The organism is Enterococcus sp. AZ140 (assembly GCF_051714405.1).
Classification (GTDB): Bacteria; Bacillota; Bacilli; order Lactobacillales; family Enterococcaceae; genus Enterococcus_B; species Enterococcus_B pernyi.
This window is the reverse complement of record NZ_JBIORU010000001.1, coordinates 2,503,285-2,523,803: the sequence shown is the minus strand read 5'-3', so window position 1 is coordinate 2,523,803 and position 20,519 is coordinate 2,503,285. Positions and strand designations below refer to the sequence as shown.

Here is a 20,519-nt window from a genome sequence, read left to right as displayed (position 1 = left end):
GGAGATAGAGATGCGAGGAAAAAAATTGATTATTGGTTCATTGTTGTTAGCTGCGACTGGAATATTAGGTGCTTGTGGCGGTGGTGCTTCTTCTCAAAGTAAAAATGACGGAGAAGTCACACTCTCTTTTTGGAATGGGTTTACAGCTTCTGACGGGGAAATCTTACAAGAGATCGTCAACGATTTTAATAAGAATAATGACAAAAACATCACGATTGAGATGGATGTGATGACATGGGCTAATTTGAATGAAAAATTACCAACGGCTATTTCTTCAAGAAAAGCGCCAGATTTTGTTGCACTGAACTATGCTGATTTTGCTCAATATGTGGAGAATGGGGCTGTGCAGCCTGTAGATGATTTCTGGGACTACGACGGTGTGGATAAAGGAGATTTCAAAGATACTGCGGTAGATCTAGGAATGGTGGATGATCAGCAATATTTTATTCCGATGCAAGTACAAGGGATGTATATGTATTGGAACAAAGAATTATTCAAACAAGCTGGCTTGGATGAAACAACACCACCAACTACTTGGACAGAATTAACAGAGATGGCTCCGCAACTGACCGATAGTAGTAAAAATGTCTCAGGTTTTGTCTTCAATAAAGACGGTACTGCGCCACTTTATAACTGGATGAAGGCAAATGGAGGAAAACTTGTCAGCGATGATTATACAAAATCTGAGTTCGCTTCACCAGAAAATCTTGAAACACTAACAGCCATCCAAAAAATGATCCATGTCGATAAAGCAGGACCAGAATCGATTTCAGGAGCAGAGATGGATAACTTGATGAACGCTGGGCAATTATCGATCATCATCAACGGACCGTGGTTGAATAACGGCTTGAAAGCAAACGAAATCGATTATGGTGTAACGACATTACCGCAAGCAAGTACGGACGGTGAAAAAACAGCGATTTTAGATGGTGTTGGTTATGCCATCCCAGCAAGTACAGATAGTGACAAAAAAGAGGCAATCTATGAATTCCTAAAATACTGGAACACAAGTGAAATCGGTAAAAAATGGAGTATTGAAAATGGCTTCCCTGCCTATTTATCATCTGTCGCAGAAGATGAAGAAGTGAAGAATGATCCTATCGTATCGGAACTATCCAAACAAATGGAATATGCTGAACCTTATCTACCAGGATTCACGAAAATCGCAGCAATCAATAATGATATCATCAATCCATTGATCGAAAAATTGTTGGCTGGTGAAGATCCAGAGCAACTCATGAATGATGCAGATGATCAGATCAATGATCTATTGAAGGAATAATCGAGTAACAGTTCACAATGAAATCAAAACAATGAAAGAAATAGAAGGAATCTCGTAGAAGATAAGGCGAAAGTACTATAAATTGCAAAAACATATTTATTGCTTTCGCTTTCCTTTTTCAAGAAAAACTTCTTTCCTTTCTTGGGCTGATTTTTCATCGCTTGAACTGTTCATCAAGGAATCCATCGAATAAGAAAGAGGGGAAATAGACGAAATGAAAGCATTCACCAGATACTGGAACCGACCGGATCGAGCGGCTTATTTGTTTTTAGTGCCATCCTTTTTGATTCTACTGTTATTCACAGTGGTGCCACTGATTGGTACATTTGCGATCAGTTTTACTGATTTGAACATCTTTTTTACTTCAAGAGAGTTCGTAGGCATGGATAACTTTTTGCGGATCTTTGGGGATGAACGTGCGGTCAATTCACTTTTCCATACGTTGTATTTTACCTTACTTGAAACACCAACACAGATTATCGTTGGTTTATTAGCTGCGGTGATCTTGTCAAAGAATACTCGTTTCAATCGCTTTTGTCGCTCAACTTTTTATATTCCTGTTATTTGTTCCTTAACATCCATTGCAATCATCTTTTCAATGTTGCTTGACCCAAACGTTGGGGCTATCCCTTACCTTTTCTCACAAGTAGGTTTGCCGATTCCACAATTTTTCCGTGATCCAACATTAGCAATGCCAACAGTTGCGCTGATGACGGTTTGGAAAAATTTCGGTGTCACGATGACGATCCTGATCACTGCGATTCAAGGAATCTCCCCTTCGCTTTACGAATCAGCGCAAATGGATGGAGCAACCAATCGTCAACAATTCTTTAATATCACGTTACCGCAGATCGTCCCATCTCTTGGTTTTTGTATCTTGACCAATCTGATTGGTTCCATGCAAGTGTTTGACCAAGTATATGTGGCAACGAACGGCGGACCACAATTCAAAACGGAAACAGCTGTCCAATACATTTATAGTCGCGGATTCACCGCTCCATATGAGTTAGGCTATGCTTCCGCATTATCTTCAGTATTGTTTGTGATCGTAGCTGTGCTGGCAATTTCGACCAATTTGTATATGTCAAGAAAAGAAAAACAAATGAAATAGGGGGGAGTAATAATATGCTTTCGGAAAGTTATACAGCAGTTTCAACGGATCGTCGGAAAAAGTTTGATGGAAAGAAATGGCTACGTGTCATAGGAATGTTACTCGTATTATTGATTATCGCTTTTCCTTTTCTATGGTTGATCATTTCCTCGTTCAAATATGAAAAAGATATTATTTCTTTTCCCCCGAGAATTTTTGCAGATGAATATACCTTAGAAAATTATATCAAGGTTTGGACGACGATCCCGTTGTTAGATTACATCAAAAACACAGTAATCTTTGCAGGCGGGACAGTGATCACTTCTGTTTTCTTTGATTCTCTTGCAGGATATGCGTTTGCTCGGATGCGCTTCAAAGGGAAATCTGTGTTGTTTTATTTTGTTTTGTTAACGATGATGATCCCTTTTCAAGTCTTCATGATCCCACTGTTCATCCAAGCAAATTTTTTAGGCATGCTAGATACGTATGCCGGATTGATCATTCCTCGGATGACTACTGCTTTTGGGATATTTATGATGCGGTCGTTTTTTGTGACTTTACCAGATTCATTGGAAGAAGCCGCACGTATTGACGGATTAGGTGAGTTCAAGATTTTCTTGAAGATCATGTTGCCTTTGAGTAAGCCAACACTTCTATCACTGGCAATCTTTACGTTGATGAACAGTTGGAATGATCTATTGTATCCACTGATTTTGACAACAAGTTCGAAAATGCGGACGTTACCTGCAGGATTAGCTTTATTCACCGGACAAAATATTTCGTTTTATGGACCGGTGATGGCAGGAACAGTTATTTCGATGTTGCCATTGTTGATCATTTATATTTTTGCTCAAAAATACTTTGTACAAGGAACTGCAATGTCTGGCATGAAAGAGTGAGAAGATGAAATTAGTCGAAACAAAATGGTATGGTCAATTGATCCAGATTTCCGATCATATCTTATTAGGGATTTTATGGGTCGTCGTTTCTTTACCTTTAGTCACAGTAGTACCAGCCACAACAGGGGTCTTTACAGCATTGAATAAATGGAAAAATGGCGAATCAGGGCATGTTTGCTATTCCTTTTTGCAAGGCTTTAAGCGTAAGTTTTTCCTTCAATTAGCGATGAGTGGCGTGACCGTCGTCAGTTATTTTGCGATGAATCTTATTTTGCAAGAATCTGCTATTTGGTTAGTGATTTGTGGGTATGTAACAATGTTGGTTTTTACGATGTTTTTACTTTCTTGGTGTAGTTCTCTTGCCCAAAATGACGCTCTTTCCGGAAAGGAACTTTTTCAAGAAAGTACGTTGTGGGTGTTGACCAACTTTTTGAAGAATCTTGTATGTTGTGGCATATTATTAGTTTTTCTTGTGCTTGTGTTTATGTTTCCGCCGATTATTTTTGTATTAGCAGGTGGGGTTTGGTGGTTGATCAATCATTTAGTGGGAAACATAAATAGGAAAGGAGTGTGGCAATGAAAAAAGTTGAATTAAAGGTACGTCAAGGATTTTCTAAAGGAGCTATCAGTCCACGACTCTTCGGTTCTTTTGTTGAACATATGGGAAGTGTCGTGTATAACGGAATATTTGAACCAGGACATCCGACCGCGGATAAGAATGGCTTTCGACAGGACGTGCTTTCTTATGTAAAAGAACTGTCTTTAGGGGTGATCCGTTATCCTGGAGGGAATTTCACTTCAGGATATGACTGGCAAGATACGATTGGTCCAGTCACCGAGCGTCCAAAAAAAATCGATCTTGCATGGCAAGGAATCGAACCAAATACATTCGGGCTACATGAATTTTTCAAATGGTTAGACATGGTAGAAGCTGAGCCAATCATGACGGTGAATCTAGGCACAAAAGGAATCGATGATGCGCGTAATCTAGTAGAGTATTGTAATTTTCCTGAAGGAACCTCTTGGAGTGAGTTACGCAAACAAAACGGACAAGAGCAACCTTTTAACGTGAAACTTTGGTGCTTAGGAAATGAGTTAGACGGCCCTTGGCAAATTGGCGCAAAAAGTGCCTATGAGTATGGCAGGTTAGCCAATGAATCTGCCAAAGCGATGAAATTAGTCGATGAATCGATCGAAACGATTTTAGTCGGTAGTTCGACGCCACGCTTAGCGTCTTATCCTGAATGGGACCGAATCGCCTTAGAAGAAGCATATGAAAACGTAGATTATATCGCTTTGCATAATTACATCGATAAATATGACGAAGAAGATTTGACTAAACCTCCAAAAAATGAGCGAGCAGATACCAAAACTTACTTAGCTAAAGCGGAACGGTTTGATCGACAAATCGAAGAGATCATTGCGACGTGTGACTATGTGAAAGGCTATCTACGCAGTGACAAGACGATGTACTTAGCTTTTGATGAATGGAATGTTCATAGCCAACCAGAACAAACCTATCAAAAATTCCAAGAGGGGTCACCAATCGATTGGTGCCAGTTCACCATGGAAGATACATTACTGTTCGGCACGTTAGGTCTTGCGATTTTACGGCATGCAGATCGTGTCAAAATTGCTTGCCAATCGCTTTTAGTCAATACCATCCCGCTTATCCTAACAGAGAAAAATGGGATCGCATGGGTAAATCCGACCTATTATGTGATGCAACATCTGGCAAAATATGCGAAAGGCACTGTATTAGATCAACAAACGTTTTGTCCCACTTATGACTGTGATACTGGAAAAGAAGTGCCGATCATTGATAGCGTAGTTGTCGAAAATGAGCAAGAAATCGTACTGTTTCTAGTGAATCGCACAGAAGAGAAAGTGTCCATTACGACAACGCATGATTTTGAGCTGGAGACTAAAGCAGTCCAACTAGTCGTAAAAAGTGATCATTTACTAGATAAAAATACGAAAGACGCTCCGAATACGATCCAGCCGATAGAACAAGTAATCGATGTAAATGAAAAGAACAAGATCCATATGGTGCTTGAAGCATATTCTTGGAATGTCATCAGACTAAAAAAATGTGAGGAACCTTTATGAAAAAAACAACTTATGCTAATCCAATCGTCCTTGAACGAGCCGATCCTTGGATCTACAAACATACGGACGGCTACTATTATTTTACGGGTTCTCTACCTGGTTATCAGTCCATCGAATTAAGACGTGCGAAAACGATCGATGGCTTGAAGCATGCAGAAAAGTTACTGGTTTGGCATGCACCTAAAACTGGACCCATGAGTCAGTTGATCTGGGCACCAGAAATCCATTATATCCAAGGAAAGTGGTATATCTATTTTGCAGCCAGTGATCATGCAGAGATTCGTGATCGGGATCATCACCATCGGATGTTCGTTCTTGAAAACACGTCCATTGATCCAATGAATACTGATTGGGAAGAAAAAGGGCAAATCATCACGGCTACAGACACGTTTAGTTTAGACGGCACGACTTTTACACATCAAGGAAAGTTGTATTATGTTTGGGCGCAATTAGACCCGCGTATTCCGGGAAACTCCAATCTCTATTTATCAGAAATGGCAAATCCTTGGACACTGACCGGAAAACAACTATTATTAGCCATCCCAGAATTTTCTTGGGAAAAGCAAGGATTTGCAGTCAATGAAGGACCAGCCGTACTGGTTCGTAACGGGAAAATATTCATCACTTACTCAGGGAGTGCCACGGATGAAAATTATGCGATGGGTTTGCTGTGGGCAGAAGAGTCAGCGGATCTACTTGACGGTTATTCTTGGCATAAAAATCCTGAACCTGTCTTTGTCTCTTCGGAGAAAAATAAGCAGTTTGGACCAGGACATAACTCCTTTACTCTCTCAGAAGATGGCAAAGAAGATGTCTTAGTTTACCATGCACGACCAGAAAAAAATGAAGGAATCGATCCTCTGAACAATCCCAATCGTCATGCCAACGCACAAGTATTTTCGTGGGACATAGAGGGATTCCCAGTTTTTGGTGAACCAGTTGCGTATTCGGCTGATATTTGAGCATCATTTCAATCAAAGTGACATAAAGCCCTTCAAGAAATAAGCGGTAATAGCCACAATTTGTTGTTCAAAATTGTGGCTATTACCACTTATTCTTTGCGAGCTGGAGAGACTAAGACACAGTTTCATTCCTTTTGTTTTCTATTTATTTTTTTATAAAATTGGTCGTTCAGACTACTTGTTTTTTGAACTTTACTTTCATTTGTGGAGCGACTAGAATAAAATAGGCGTTAAAGTAGTTTAGAAAAAGTGAAGGAGCGCTCTCTTGAACAAACATTTAGATAAGCTTTCAACCAAACAACAAAAAATTCTACGAATCACTACTCTGGGGGTAGTAACAGTCTTAGTGATACTTATAAGTAATTTGTATTTACAATGGTGCCAGAATAATCTTTCAGTTGATTTAGCCTTGAAATTTGCTTTTTCATGGCACACAGAAAAATTTTTACTTGCTTGTTTCGTATTACTTACTGTCTTTTTATTTATGGTCGCTTTCGCGGGTTCTTACTTATTTGGTCTGCTTTTTTATCTCGTAAGTATCGGAATATTAGGTTTTGCGAATTACTTGAAAATGAGCTATCGTCAAGAACCAATCTATCCAGATGACTTAAAGATGATCACAGAGTTCAATTTACTCAAAGACATGACCGGAACACCGATTTTTATTGGGTTGATGCTACTAGCGATCCTTGCCTTTGGTGGAGTGGTCTGGGCAATTGTCCGTAGTTTCAAAAAAGATCGAACATTCCAAATCTATCGTATCTTGACTTTAGTCATGACCGTTGCAATGATGGGTTATTTCAGTAACTTCAATAATCCCAATAATTTGTTGCGTAAAGCTTATAATCAAACGGCTTTGTGGATTCCTTATAGTCAAAAAATGAATTATTATAATACAGGATTCATTGGTGGCTTTTTGTACAATCTAAAAGTTGAACCGATGGAACGGCCAGAAGGTTATTCAAAAGAAAAAATCAATGAAATCACTGAAAAATATCAAGCAATCGCAGACAAAAAAAATCAAACGGCAAGTGATGAGCAGCCAAATATCATTTATGTGATGAGTGAAAGCTTTTCTGATCCAAGTCATCTAAATGGTGTCACGGTGACCGGTGATCCCTTAGCTGACTATCGTGAAGTGGCAAATCAAACCTATAGTGGCCGAATGCTTTCGCAAAATTATGGTGGTGGAACAGCAAATATTGAGTTTGAAGCCTTAACGGGTCTATCCATGGCACTATTCAATGGTCAAATGACCACACCATATACGATGCTCGTTCCAAAGCTGGATCAATTACCATCGCTTGTTTCCACACTTAATGCACAAAACTATCGAACAACGGCGATCCATCCTTATAATACATCGATGTATAAACGTGAAGATGTCTATCAGACGCTAGGGTTTGATTCGTTTATCAGCGAGGGAAATATGACTTACACCGATACCATTGATAATAATCCATATATTTCAGATGAGTCTGCCTATAAAGAAATTTTAGACTTATTAAAAGATGAGGAAACGCCTCAGTTTGTCCATCTAGTCACGATGCAGACCCATATGCCTTATGCAGGGAAGTATTCGCAATTGGATTTTTCTGCTACAACAGAAGATAACAATGGAACGGATACACTCGACAACTATTTACAAGATATTGCTTATAGTAGTCAAGCATTGAAAGCATTCACTGAAGCGCTGAAAGATACGCCAAGAAGAACGCTAGTCGTTTTTTGGGGAGATCATTTACCGGGGATCTATTCGGACGAGATCAAAAATAAAAATGAGAAACAAGCCTTACATCAGACAGAGTTTCTCATGTTCGATACAGCAGGTGAGTTAGAGAAACGTGAAACCAATGATGCTGTCACTAGCCCTTTTTATTTTGCAGCGAATCTTTTAGAACAAACGAATCAAAAGACCACTGGTTTTTATCAATTACTGCTTGAAATGGAGTCGGCTATTCCCGCGTTCGAACGAGAACTGTATTTTCAAAATGGCCAATGGGGAAAAGAAGCTCAGTTGAATCAGGCGCAAGAGGAAGTATACGAGGCGTATCGCTTGATCCAATATGATCTAGTTTCAGGAGAACAATATAGTTTGGATGCAGGATTTTATGAAAAATAAACGATAAAAATAACATTTTATTGATGTAATGACTTGTTTTCTACTAGAATAAACAGGTAAAATAGAGAAAGAAAAAGAAGAAAGTAGGAAAACCTATGTTACCGAATCTCGGTTATTACGTGCAGACAGTCGATAAAATCGTGAAAGAAACAGAAGCAATCGGCGAAACGATGCACCCAAAATATGAAAAAATCAGAGAAGCAATCGATCAAAAGAAAACAGCTGAACTAACGCAAGCCGAGCTTGTTGAGACGGTTGAGCTATTTGACCAAGGTACTGAAAAATATCGCAATATGCTAAAGAAAATCAGTACGTTGCGTCCACCAGCCAAAGTAATGGGTATCCATAAGAACTTTGAAAAAGCCTACAAAAATTATGTAGCTGGTTGTGAAGAAATGACTCAAAGTATTCAACCAGAAAAAGGCATCGATGCTGAACAATTCGATGCGTCAGAAGCAAAACAAGACCAAGCGACAGATGATATTTCCGCAGCGATCCAAAAAATGACTAACTTATTGATGAAATAATCAAAAAGCCGAGACGACTGAAAATAGGGTTCCTATTCTCGATCATCTCGGCTTTTCATTTATTCTTGTTGCTTTTCTTCATAAAGGGAAGAAATCGTAGTGTACCATTCAAAAATGTGAGAAATCAATACTTTCGCTGCGGCATAGACAGGTATCCCTAAAATCACACCGACCACACCAAATAATTTTCCGGATGTTAATAGGACAAGTAAAATCGTCACTGGATGGATCGACAACTGATTGCCAAGTACAAGTGGCGAGATCAAACGGCCTTCGATGGTTTGCTCTAAGGCGAAAACGATCAATACTTTGACCAACATGATTGGTCCTGCAACGATGGCTAAAAATACCGCAGGGATCATCGCTAAAAATGAACCTAAGTAAGGGATCAAGTTCAAGAAACCGGCAATGATTCCTAAAGTGACAGCATAATCTAACCCGATGATTGCAAATCCGATCATGAACATCACCGCAACTGCGAAAGCCACAGTCAGCTGTCCACGAATATAAGAAGAGACTTGGCTGTTCATCTCACCTAAGACTTTTAACGTAGGCACTCTCATACGAGTGGGTAAGAACTTGACCAAATAAGGTGCTAATTGTTTTCCATCTTTCAACAGATAAAATAAAATAAACGGCATCGTCAATACGGCAACAACGATCGTAGCTACAGCGCCAACAAAACTCCCTAAGCTTTGAACGGTGCTTTTTGATAGATTCTGTAAAATATCGCCAGCAGAATTCATAAACTGATCGCCTGTATTTTCCAGTTGCTCTCTAAATTGACTGAATAGTGGATCACGAAAAATCTCGGTTAATTTGTCATCGATAGTCTCGACGTATTGTGGAAAATTGCTGACAAAGCTGACGGTTTGTTCTTGGATTTTCGGGATGATCACTACACTTCCCCAGACGATTAAAGCGACTACTAGTATAAATAAACCGATGATGCTGTAGAGCCTTGGGACTTTTCTCTTTTCAAGATAGTCTACAACAGGATTCATCAGGTAATACAGAATACCAGATAGAATGATCGGTAAACCAACGATCGCTAGAAACTGCCAAATGGGCTCAAAAAGATAAGAGACTTTCGTAAATAAGAAAACGATCAGTAAGACCAAAAGAACGACTAATAAAGCCGTGACTACTTGATTATTCAAAAACCAACGCCAAAACCATGAAACAGGTTTGATTTTTCTTTTTTTATCCTCTTCCATTAGTTCACCTGCTTATAGTCGATGGTCGTGCCGACAGTGATTTCTGGTAGTTGATAAGGGGACAAATAGATTCCATTGACGATTCTGTCACCTGCTGGCGGTTGTTCAAAAACCAGAGTCACATGACCAACCGTTGTTAAGTTTTCATTGGCCAACGGACCAACATGTTCGATGGTATATTCTTGATGATCAAAAGAAATTTGATCACCTTGATTAAGTGAAAAATTCTCTTTTGTACTAAATTCTTGAATGATCGTATAGTCACGCAACGCGGATGTTGCCGACTGATCGAATAAAATCAGCATAGGTTCCTCTGAATTGATTGCTGACGTGCCAATTTCTGTTATCGTTGCTTGAGTCATCTCATTTCTCTCCTTTACTCCTAAAAAATCAATGATTCTATGGTTACAAAAACAGTATAACATATTCTCTTTGATTAACGACATGAATGGATGTATGATAGAATAAATTAGAATTCTTAATTTGAGGAGGATCAAAATGATAAAAAAAATCATTCTAGGAACATATACAAGACGAAAAAGTGAAGGGATTTATCAAATCGAATTAGATACAGATAAAGGCACTTTAGAGAATCTAACGTTAGTGACAAAAGAAAATAGCCCAACGTATGTGGCAAAAAGCGATGCAGGTAATCTTTACACAGTAACAAGTGTCGATGGGTTAGGTGGAGTCGGTGCATACGATCATTCATACAATTTTTTGAATGCGGTAACAGAAGCCGGCGCACCTTTGTGTTACGTGACAGTCGATGAGCAACGCCAACTGGTTTATGGCGCAAATTATCATAAAGGAGAAGTCAACGTTTATCGTATCACTGAAGACGGTAGTTTAGAGGCGACAGACGCAGTCTTTCATCAAGAACCGACTGGTCCACACAAAAACCAAGATCATGCCCATGTCCATTACACAGACTTAACACCTGACCAACGATTAGCTGTCTGTGATTTAGGAACTGATCGTGTGTACACATATGATGTAGATGAAAATGGGAAATTAGCTGTAAAAGCTGTATTAGAAGTAGAGCCAGGAACCGGCCCACGTCATTTAGTTTTTCATCCTAATAATCAATTCGCCTATTTATTTGGTGAGTTAGATAGTACAGTTCGTGTTCTTTCCTATGATGAAACAACAGGCGAATTCAAAGAAGTGCAAAAAATCAGCACATTGCCTGAAGGATTCACCGAAGAAAATGGTGGGGCTGCCATCCGTATTTCAAACGATGGACGTTTTGTCTACGCATCAAATCGGGGACATAATTCGATTGCTGTATTCGCTGTGAATGAAGAAGGTTCACATTTAGAACATGTACAGACGATCTCAACTGAAGGAGATTTCCCAAGAGATTTCGCCTTAGATCCAGAAAATGATTACGTGGTATGTGCCAACCAGAATACGGATAATCTTACCTTGTACAAACGTGATGCTACAACTGGAGAATTGACATTGATCCAAAAAGACATCTATGCACCTGAGTGTGTTTGTGTTTACTTTGATTAAGGAGTAGTGACATGAATAAAGAAGAAGTATTAGACCGTTTACGTGAAGAATTAGAGATTCCGTTTTTTCAAGGAAAAATAGAAGACAAAGAGTATAGTGAAGAAGAATACCAAAAGATCAAAAATGATTTGATCCAGTATTTTGATGACTATGTTCGTAATGTTGAGAATTAAAGAAGGAAATATAGCCTAGAGTAAATTGATTTCTATCTTATCTTGAACCAACACGCTAGCATGCCAAAGCTGTTTAGCTGGATAAAAATGGGGGATGTATGAAAGAGTTGAAAATAATTTTTGGTGCGTTTCTTTTGTCGCTACTTTTAAACTGGGGCTTATCCTATCTATTAAATCGTCCATTCAAATGGCGCCTTATTTCCGAAGAGGTTACTTCTGCTCCCGCCGTTTATTCGGTTTTAGGTGGTGGGAGAGGACTAATGTCCTACTTCCTTTCTTTTAATAACATCTGATTTCAACCAAAGTTTATTTTGCGTAGTAATATTCCTTGAAAAATTAAGATAAGGAGCAACCGTAAATGAGTCATCTAAGATGGTTTTCTGGTGGAAACGATCGACGCAAAACAGCAGAAATAATCATTAATGAATTGATAGCTGATTTAGCGTTAGACCTTGGAAATGAATCGCTTAGAGAGGTTTTATACGCTTATCTAGAAAAATTACAAAATGATGGAGCATCAGTGCCGTTCATTCTAAGCCGTATGAACTTAGATATATCTAATGCATTGAAAAAAGATGGCGCCTCTCTCAACGAGCATCAATCCGAAAAGCTACGTGAACTGATGGCTATTTCTAGTATTAGATATGGTTATTAATGAATTTTAGCGTCGCAAATCAGCCACTTTGCAACAAATAAAAAAGGATTTCACGAACATTCGCAATGAATGTTTAGTGAAATCCTTTTTTCTTTTCTCAACATTTTTAGAGAAAGATTTATCTAATAGCGACTAGAAGTCTTTACCGAATGCAGTTGCTTTATCTAAGGCAGCTTGCATCAATTCTTCTGCACGATCAGGTGTATAGTCGATCCCCTCGATAAATAATTGGTCGACTTGTTCGATGCCGACAAAGTTCAAGATTGCTTTTACATATTGAGAAGCAAAATCTTGTCCATTGTAGATTCCGCCATTTGATTGGATGTGTAGTGCTTTTTTACCAGTAACTAAGCCAACAGGACCATTTTCAGTATACTTGAAAGTTTTACCAGCAACATTGACTGTATCAAACCAAGCTTTTAATTTTGTAGGAATGTTTAAATTCCATAAAGCATTGGCAATAACGATTTTATCTGCTGCTAGGAATTGCTCTGTCAATTCGTTGAAACGAGCAATTTTTTGTTGTTGGTTTTCAGATAGACTAGAGAAATCTGCACCTGCACGAAGCGCTTCCCATCCAGAAAGCAATTCTTCATCAATTTCTGGGATATCATCACGATAAAGGTCTAAAACAGTTACCTCGTCGTTTGGATGATTTTCTTTGTAGCTAGTTAAAAAACTAGTTAATGCGTTAACTGAACGTGATTCTTGTGCAGTTAGTGGATGTCCTTTGATTACTAATACTGATGCCATAATCTCTCTCCTTTAGTCGTAATTGTTAACTTTACTGCTAACAATACCAGTTTACTTGAAACAGAAAAGGCTATCAAGTATTTTTACTGATAAAAAGTAAGTTATTTTCCAGTACGATCAAAGAGGACTAGTTAATTCACGACTTTCAAATAACTTCATGTTGTCGATCACATAAGTTGCTTGCAATCCGTTTTCTATTAGGTAACTAGTGATTTCTTGTGCTGACTGGTTAGATGCTCCGACAATGTAGTACTGTTTTTTTGTATCGAGATTATTTAATTGGGCTGGCAAACTGGTAATAGGGATGGATATCGAATGACTTAGGTGTTTTTTTATATACTCATTCGTTTTTCGGACATCTAGAATTACAACATCCTTCTTTTGATAGACGAAATAGAGTTCGTGGACGGTTATTGATTTGATCATGGCGTTCATCCTTTTTATATAATGATCCTATTTTAGATGTATAGAATAGAAGAAACAAATCTTTTTTCTCGATTTATTCTTTTTTTAATAATTATGAAAAAAAATGTAAATGACTTGCAAAACAATCAGATGGTGTTATAATGACAAGGTGTCATATGACAGTGTGTCATTTTTATGTGGGGAGGAATCAACGATGCCGACACAGACTTTTTTTCATCTACCTGAAGAAAAACAGCAAAGACTTTTAGAAGCTGCCAGGGTCGAATTTTCAAGAGTACCATTGAATGAAGCTTCAATTGCACAAATCGTGAAACTTGCGGGGATCTCTAGAGGTAGTTTTTATCAATATTTTGAAGATAAAGAAGATCTTTATTTTTATTATTTTGAAACCGTTCGTAGCGATAGTACAAAAAATATGATCCAACTAATCAAAGAATCGAATGGAGACTTATTTATCGGTTTTGAACTTTATTTTGGGAAAATGATTCGAGATATTCTAGAAGGTGAAAATGCCGCGTTTTATAAACATCTTTTTATGCATATGGATTATCGTGCCTCACGAAAAGTCGTGCCGCATCCACAAGGACATCGTCCATCACCACATAAAAATCATAAAAAAGCGTCCAAAGAGTTGATTGGTTTGATTGATCGTTCCAATCTTAGAGTAAAAGATGACCATGAAATGGAATTATTGTTTCAGTTAGTCATGAGTACACTATTTACAACGATTGCTCATGCCTATAAATCATTTTCAACCTCTGAGGAGTATTCTGTTGAACAAGCCATTGCAGAATTCAATCTAAAACTGTCATGGATAAAAGATGGCGCTTATAAATAGAAAGAAGGGGAACGAATGCTAAAAATTGTCAAACGAATTTCATTGACCTCAGCAATTGCTGCAACGGTCTTTATGATTATTCAAGTGTTAGCAGATCTGTATTTGCCAACGTTAACATCTAATATTATTGACAAAGGCGTAGCAAAAGGTGACGTCGACTATATTTGGCAGACGGGATTTGTCATGATCGGATTTTCTTTGATCAGTATTTTAGCCGCCATTGCCAATACGTTTTTTGCTACACGAGAATCTCAAAAGTTAGGAAAACAATTACGAACAGAAGTCTATCAAAAAGCCGAAAATTTGACGAAAGACAAATTTGACAAGTATGGAACAGCTTCATTGATCACTCGTACAACGAATGATGTGACGCAGATCCAATTGGTGATGCAAATGTTTTTACGGATGATGATCAATGCACCGATCACTCTTGTTGGGGCAAGTATCCTTGCTTATCAAAAGGACCATCAACTGACAAGAATTTTCTTAGTCGTGATTCCTGTCATGATCATTTTGATCGGTGGTATTATGTATTTTGCTGTTCCACTATTCAAGAGCATGCAAAAGAAAACAGACCGCTTAAACCTTGTTTTTCGTGAAGGATTAACCGGTGTACGTGTCATCAGAGCGTTTGACAAAACACGTTTTGAAGAAAATCGTTTTGATTTAGCGAATAAGGATTATACAAATACGGCAATCAAAGTCAACACGATTGTTGCATTGATGATGCCATTGATGACGTTGATCATGAGTGGGACGAACGTAGCGATCACATGGTTTGGTGGGCACTACATAGCGGATATGACATTAGAGGTCGGAAATCTGATTGCCTTCATGACTTATGCGATGCAAATTTTGATTAGTTTCATGATGCTATCAGCAATCTTTATCATGGTTCCTCGTGCCCAAGCTTCGGCTGATCGGATCAATGAAGTATTAGAAGAAGACGCGGGTATCGTTGATCCAGAACAACCAGAAACGGTTGCTTTAGCTGGAAAAGACGCAAGTTTGTCATTCAAACAGGTGAATTACCGTTACCACGGCGCAGAAAAACTAGCGTTGGAAGATATCAACTTTGAAGCGTCATCCGGCGATATCGTAGCTATCATTGGTGGTACAGGTTCAGGAAAAACGACTTTAGTGAATCTGATCCCACGTTTGTATGATATTGAATCGGGTGAGATCGCGATCAATGGAACGAGCATCACTGATATGACGCAATATAACTTGCGTGAATTGATGGGATTTGTTCCCCAAAAAGCTGTCCTTTTTTCTGGAACGATTCGTGAGAATATGCAATATGGGAAAGAAGACGCAACAGATGAGATGATTTGGAAAGCATTAGAGATCGCCCAAGCAAAAGACTTTGTTTCTGAAATGGAAGATGGGTTAGATAGTCATGTCGAACAAGGCGGCGGAAATTTCTCTGGTGGACAAAGACAGCGATTAGCCATTGCGCGTGCCTTAGTAAAAGAAGCCGACATCTATGTCTTTGATGATTCATTCTCAGCACTAGACTTTAAAACAGATGCGAAACTCCGTCAAGCACTAAAAGAAAATATGACAGAAAGTATCACCGTTTTAGTGGCGCAACGAGTAAGTACCGTCATGGATGCAGATACGATCTTAGTATTAGATGAAGGAAAACTTGTTGGAAAAGGAACGCATAAAGAATTACTAGCAACAAATGAAACATACAAGGAAATCGTCAACTCACAATTGAGAGAGGAGGATTTAGCATGAGTAAAGGAAACAATCGACCTCCTCAAGGACCAATGGGTGGGGGACCAGGACGTAACATTGGAGCTAAAGGAGAAAAACCAAAAAACTTTTGGGGCACTGTTCGCCGGTTATTCGGCTATATGTCTAAGCGTTTAGTAGCGATCATTGCTGTATTTGTCTTAGCGATTGCAGCTGTCGTCTTCCAAATCCAGACACCAAAAGTATTAGGGAAAGCAACCACAGAAATTTTTAACGGTGTGATGCTTGGCGCAAGACAAATGCAAGAAGGGCAACAAGTCACGAAATTCCCAATCGATTTTGACAAAATTGGTCAAATCATTGCGACAGTGATTGTCATGTACTTGATTTCTGCGGTGTTCAACTTCTTGCAACAGTTCATTATGACTCGCGTATCGCAACGTACGGTATATGAGTTAAGACATGATTTAGAGACAAAAATGAATCGTGTGCCGATCTCTTATTATGATACACATACGAATGGGGATATCATGTCTCGAGCAATCAATGATATGGATAATATCGCCAGCACGTTACAACAAAACTTGACTCAATTTGTCACAAGTGCGGTCACACTGATCGGGGTCATCGTTATGATGCTATCCATCAGCTGGCAACTGACATTAGTGGCGTTGTTGATGATTCCATTGAGCTTGATCATCGTGATGATCATTGCACCGAAATCACAAGTGTTCTTTGCGGATCAACAAAAGAGTTTAGGATTATTGAACAACCAAGTCGAAGAAACCTATGCTGGACATACGATCGTCCAAACGTTCAACCATACAGCAAAAGACCAAGCAGTTTTTGAGATTGAAAACCAAAATTTATATGCCTCTGGTTGGAAAGCACAGTTTATTTCTGCGATCATCATGCCATTGATGAATTTCGTCAAAAATCTAGGGTACGTCTTTGTGGCTGTGCTTGGTGGGATCAAAGTAGCCAATGGGAATATGGCATTAGGGGATGTACAAGCATTCTTGCAATATACGACACAATTTTCTCAACCGATCACACAATTGGCAAGCTTGATGAATACGATCCAATCAACAGTAGCTTCGGCTGAACGTGTCTTTGAAGTCCTGGACGAAGAAGAGATGACAAATGAAAAATCTGGTTTACCAGTCGAAGAAAATACACCGTACAAAGTTCGTTTTGAAAATGTGCAGTTTGGTTATACGCCAGATCACTTATTGATGAAAGATTTCAATTTGGATGTGAAGCCAGGTGAAATGGTCGCTATTGTTGGTCCGACTGGGGCTGGTAAAACGACTTTGATCAATCTATTGGAACGTTTTTATGATGTTTCAGGAGGAAGCATTCGGTATGACGGTGTCGATACGAGAGATGTTTCTCGTGATGTATTACGTGCGCAATTTTCAATGGTACTACAAGATACATGGTTATTTACTGGAACGATCTATGACAATATCAAGTATGGAAATGATGATGCAACGGATGAACAAGTGATCGAAGCTGCGAAAGCTGCCCATGTCGATGAATTTGTCCGCAAATTACCTGACGGGTATGATACGATCTTAAATGAAGATGCAAGCAATATCTCACAAGGTCAACGTCAATTGATTACGATTGCCCGAGCATTCTTAGCAAATCCAGATGTCTTGATCTTGGATGAAGCAACCTCAAGTGTCGATACTCGTACGGAGATTTTGATTCAAAAAGCGATGAACCGTTTATTGAAAAATCGTACAAGTTTTGTAGTTGCGCATCGATTATCAACGATTCGTGATGCGGATAATATTATCGTGATGAACCAAGGATCGATCGTTGAAACAGGAAACCATCATACACTCATGGAAAAAGATGGGTTCTATGCTGATCTGTATAATAGTCAGTTTACAGAAGAAGCTTCATAATAAGATAAAATAAGTTATAATAATCTTTATAGGATTATGGGAAAGCGGCGTTTAAAAAGATAAAAAAGTTTTATCAAAGATTCGCCGCTTTTCTTACATATAGAATGATTTTCCCTTCCCATTCTGATAATTAGCTAAAAAATAAGATAATCTGAGAATTAATTCAACAAAAAATAAGATATTGCTTGAAAGAAAAGAGAAGCATCGTTAAAATAAAGCTTAACGTAGAGGGGAGCAAGAAATTATGAAAGTTTTTGATTTGGGGTCTACTACTTATTTGAAAAGTATTGCGATACGTGTAAAAGACCGTGATAAAATGATCGAGTTTTATAGAGACACGATTGGTTTCGATTTAAAGAGAGAAGAAAATGAATTAGCGATTTTCGGTACAGTAGAAAATGACAGCGAGATGTTATTATTAGAGGAAAGTCCACGAGCAAATGATCACTTTGGGGAAATCAAAAAGCTCAATCGTTTTTCTTTGATCATTCCAACATTAGAAGAAATGGCAGATGTGCTGTATCGCATTCGCCAAACGAATCAAACGATCGAAGAAGCACTGGAAAGTGATGGCAGAATCGGTATTTTATTGAAAGATCCTGAAGGCAATATGTTAGAGATCTATCATGAAGAGACTCATACTTCACAAGAACAAGCGGCGGAACAATTAGACCAAGAAGCACTATTAAGACAATCAAATGAACGCTTTAAGAAATTATCTGCTGGTACTTATTTCCAAAAAGTCCACCTAAATGTACTAGATATGGAAAAGGAACGAGAATTTTTATCAGAGCTTTTAGGTCTGACTGTGCATAAAGAGGAAGAAAAAGAATTTATCTTGAATAAAGGTGATTTTCATGTAGGACTGACTCAAGCTGAGAGTCCAGTGATTGCCTTACCGACGGATGAAATCTTAGGATTAGACTTTTTGAAATTTGTTGTTGACCCAGAGAGTATGCAACGTCTGATTGCACATTTGAACACAGAAACGATCGATTTTTACATTGACAAAAAACAAAAAGTTTTGACTTTGTATGATGCAATTGGCATCGAATGGTGGTTCGTGGACGAAACAAAAGCAACTAATGTTATCCAATGAACAGTGGCTAGGATCAGTCGATTGCTCGACCGTTGGAAAAAGCAGGAAAAATTCAGCTGATGCTGAAAGTTTCCTGCTTTTTTATGTCAGCCACTAAATACTGGGATAAATGAGAAAAACAATTGATTCTTATGGAAGAAAGAATTATGCTTGGGGAGCAAACAAGCATATCCATAGATGAATAAGGAGAAACTATGTACGCTAAAACGAAAGAATATATACTAAAAAAAATGAATGAGGGATATTATCCAGGGGTCGTCGCTGCTTTTATGAAAGGGGATCAGATTGAAAAAGTGATCGCAGGTGATGCGCAGATCGTTCCAACGATTAGACCAATGACAGAAGATCTGCTCTTTGATGCAGCCTCCCTGACAAAAGTGATTGCAACGACAAGCCTTGTCTTGCGATTGATCGAAGACGGGAAAGTGGATTTAGATGAACCTTTGCATACGTACTTGCCGGCTTTTGAGAATCAAACGATCACGATTCGCCATTTGTTGACACATACCTCAGACATCCAGACATTTATTCCTGATCGAGATCGTCTATCACAAACAGAGTTGATTGAAGCTTATTTGAAACTTCAACCAGGCGATCAATTGGGAATCGAAGTTCGCTATACGGATGCAGGCACGATTCTCTTAGGATTGATGCTAGAGGAGGTTTTCCAAGAAGAGGCAGTCGAGCTTTTTGAAGAGCAAGTACTAGCACCGTTAGGAATGATGAATAGCTTATTCTTACCACGTCCTTCAGAACGGATCGTTCCAACTGAACAACTTCCTTCTGGTGAGGTGATCCATGGCTTGACCCATGATCCAAAAGCACGAGTGTTAGCAGAACATGCAGGTAATGCTGGTCTATTTATTGATCTTGCGGATTGTGAGAAGTTTGTCCGGATGTATCTTCAATACGGAAAGTTAGATTCTGGTCATTTTTTGGAAGAGGCAACCATCCGTTCCTTATTGGCTGATCATACGCCAACTGGTAAAGGTGGTCGCTCACTCGGATGGGATTTAAAACAAGATAAAAAGGATGGCCATCCATTACTATTCCATACAGGCTATACAGGGACATTTCTATTGATCGACCCAATCGATCAAGAAGCGTTCATTTTTCTATCCAATCGCCTGCATCCAAACGATCATCGTGAAGAATATCTAAAATGTCGGGATGAAATCATTGAAATTTATTTACAAGAGAAAGCGTTACACTGAAAATAATGCTATAATAGC

Annotated in this window: 21 protein-coding genes; 16 read left to right on the top strand and 5 right to left on the bottom strand. The window is 38.7% G+C overall.

What is annotated here, in order from left to right:
- Positions 1–10: 10 nt before the first annotated feature.
- From IGJ39_RS11535 to IGJ39_RS11500, 8 genes are all read left to right on the top strand, one after another.
- On the top strand, positions 11–1,282 hold the full coding sequence (locus tag IGJ39_RS11535; RefSeq protein ID WP_066026453.1) for an ABC transporter substrate-binding protein: 1,272 nt from the start codon (positions 11–13) through the stop codon (positions 1,280–1,282).
- 214 nt (positions 1,283–1,496) lie between these two features.
- A complete protein-coding gene (locus tag IGJ39_RS11530; protein ID WP_010736673.1) occupies positions 1,497–2,393 on the top strand; it encodes a carbohydrate ABC transporter permease in 897 nt (298 codons plus the stop codon).
- 14 nt (positions 2,394–2,407) lie between these two features.
- Entirely contained in the window at positions 2,408–3,271 is an 864-nt protein-coding gene (locus IGJ39_RS11525) for a carbohydrate ABC transporter permease (protein ID WP_019723597.1), read from the top strand.
- Between the two features lie 4 nt (positions 3,272–3,275).
- Positions 3,276–3,851: a DUF624 domain-containing protein gene (locus IGJ39_RS11520; protein WP_019723598.1), complete on the top strand. Its 576-nt coding sequence runs from the start codon at positions 3,276–3,278 to the stop codon at positions 3,849–3,851.
- Positions 3,848–5,380 (top strand): alpha-N-arabinofuranosidase, encoded by a 1,533-nt coding sequence (locus tag IGJ39_RS11515; RefSeq protein ID WP_019723599.1) that lies wholly within the window; start codon positions 3,848–3,850, stop codon positions 5,378–5,380. The genes IGJ39_RS11520 and IGJ39_RS11515 overlap by 4 nt, the downstream gene beginning before the upstream one ends.
- Positions 5,377–6,342: a glycoside hydrolase family 43 protein gene (locus IGJ39_RS11510; RefSeq protein ID WP_019723600.1), complete on the top strand. Its 966-nt coding sequence runs from the start codon at positions 5,377–5,379 to the stop codon at positions 6,340–6,342. Before IGJ39_RS11515 ends, IGJ39_RS11510 begins: the two co-directional genes overlap by 4 nt.
- 265 nt (positions 6,343–6,607) lie before the next feature.
- Positions 6,608–8,464, top strand: coding sequence for an LTA synthase family protein (locus IGJ39_RS11505; RefSeq protein WP_019723601.1), 1,857 nt, complete (start codon positions 6,608–6,610; stop codon positions 8,462–8,464).
- A gap of 95 nt (positions 8,465–8,559) precedes the next feature.
- Entirely contained in the window at positions 8,560–8,991 is a 432-nt protein-coding gene (locus tag IGJ39_RS11500) for a hypothetical protein (protein ID WP_019723602.1), read from the top strand.
- Positions 8,992–9,050: 59 nt separating this feature from the next.
- On the opposite strand, the gene IGJ39_RS11495 is transcribed toward IGJ39_RS11500, so the two are convergent.
- Positions 9,051–10,208: an AI-2E family transporter gene (locus tag IGJ39_RS11495; protein ID WP_065095918.1), complete on the bottom strand. Its 1,158-nt coding sequence runs from the start codon at positions 10,206–10,208 to the stop codon at positions 9,051–9,053.
- The gene (locus IGJ39_RS11490; RefSeq protein ID WP_023520301.1) at positions 10,208–10,570 is read right to left on the bottom strand and encodes a PTS glucitol/sorbitol transporter subunit IIA; all 363 of its coding nucleotides are present in this window, start codon (positions 10,568–10,570) and stop codon (positions 10,208–10,210) included. Before IGJ39_RS11490 ends, IGJ39_RS11495 begins: the two co-directional genes overlap by 1 nt.
- A 136-nt stretch (positions 10,571–10,706) precedes the next feature.
- On the opposite strand from IGJ39_RS11490, the gene IGJ39_RS11485 reads away from it, so the two are divergent.
- The gene (locus tag IGJ39_RS11485) at positions 10,707–11,726 is read left to right on the top strand and encodes a lactonase family protein (RefSeq protein WP_438764787.1); all 1,020 of its coding nucleotides are present in this window, start codon (positions 10,707–10,709) and stop codon (positions 11,724–11,726) included.
- Between the two features lie 11 nt (positions 11,727–11,737).
- Positions 11,738–11,899 carry a hypothetical protein gene (locus tag IGJ39_RS11480; RefSeq protein ID WP_019724465.1) on the top strand — a complete coding sequence of 54 codons (162 nt, stop codon included), beginning with the start codon at positions 11,738–11,740 and terminating at the stop codon, positions 11,897–11,899.
- 15 nt (positions 11,900–11,914) lie between these two features.
- On the opposite strand, the gene IGJ39_RS11475 is transcribed toward IGJ39_RS11480, so the two are convergent.
- Positions 11,915–12,082 (bottom strand): hypothetical protein, encoded by a 168-nt coding sequence (locus tag IGJ39_RS11475; RefSeq protein WP_438764785.1) that lies wholly within the window; start codon positions 12,080–12,082, stop codon positions 11,915–11,917.
- 175 nt (positions 12,083–12,257) lie between these two features.
- On the opposite strand from IGJ39_RS11475, the gene IGJ39_RS11470 reads away from it, so the two are divergent.
- Positions 12,258–12,554, top strand: a complete 297-nt coding sequence (locus IGJ39_RS11470; protein ID WP_438764783.1) for a bacteriocin immunity protein — start codon at positions 12,258–12,260, stop codon at positions 12,552–12,554.
- A gap of 132 nt (positions 12,555–12,686) precedes the next feature.
- On the opposite strand, the gene IGJ39_RS11465 is transcribed toward IGJ39_RS11470, so the two are convergent.
- The gene (locus IGJ39_RS11465; protein WP_034686954.1) at positions 12,687–13,307 is read right to left on the bottom strand and encodes an NAD(P)H-dependent oxidoreductase; all 621 of its coding nucleotides are present in this window, start codon (positions 13,305–13,307) and stop codon (positions 12,687–12,689) included.
- Between the two features lie 117 nt (positions 13,308–13,424).
- A complete protein-coding gene (locus IGJ39_RS11460) occupies positions 13,425–13,733 on the bottom strand; it encodes a rhodanese-like domain-containing protein (RefSeq protein WP_438764781.1) in 309 nt (102 codons plus the stop codon).
- A 193-nt stretch (positions 13,734–13,926) separates the two neighbouring features.
- Between IGJ39_RS11460 and IGJ39_RS11455 the strand changes: the two genes are divergently transcribed.
- The 5 genes from IGJ39_RS11455 (at position 13,927) to IGJ39_RS11435 (ending at position 20,501) form a co-directional block, all read left to right on the top strand.
- Positions 13,927–14,571 (top strand): TetR/AcrR family transcriptional regulator, encoded by a 645-nt coding sequence (locus IGJ39_RS11455; RefSeq protein WP_010736659.1) that lies wholly within the window; start codon positions 13,927–13,929, stop codon positions 14,569–14,571.
- 15 nt (positions 14,572–14,586) lie between these two features.
- Positions 14,587–16,314, top strand: coding sequence for an ABC transporter ATP-binding protein (locus IGJ39_RS11450; protein WP_065095916.1), 1,728 nt, complete (start codon positions 14,587–14,589; stop codon positions 16,312–16,314).
- The gene (locus tag IGJ39_RS11445; RefSeq protein WP_065095915.1) at positions 16,311–18,188 is read left to right on the top strand and encodes an ABC transporter ATP-binding protein; all 1,878 of its coding nucleotides are present in this window, start codon (positions 16,311–16,313) and stop codon (positions 18,186–18,188) included. The genes IGJ39_RS11450 and IGJ39_RS11445 overlap by 4 nt, the downstream gene beginning before the upstream one ends.
- Before the next feature lie 244 nt (positions 18,189–18,432).
- Positions 18,433–19,287, top strand: coding sequence for a VOC family protein (locus IGJ39_RS11440; protein WP_019724004.1), 855 nt, complete (start codon positions 18,433–18,435; stop codon positions 19,285–19,287).
- Between the two features lie 194 nt (positions 19,288–19,481).
- Positions 19,482–20,501, top strand: a complete 1,020-nt coding sequence (locus tag IGJ39_RS11435; RefSeq protein ID WP_065095914.1) for a serine hydrolase domain-containing protein — start codon at positions 19,482–19,484, stop codon at positions 20,499–20,501.
- The last annotated feature ends 18 nt before the right edge of the window (positions 20,502–20,519 follow it).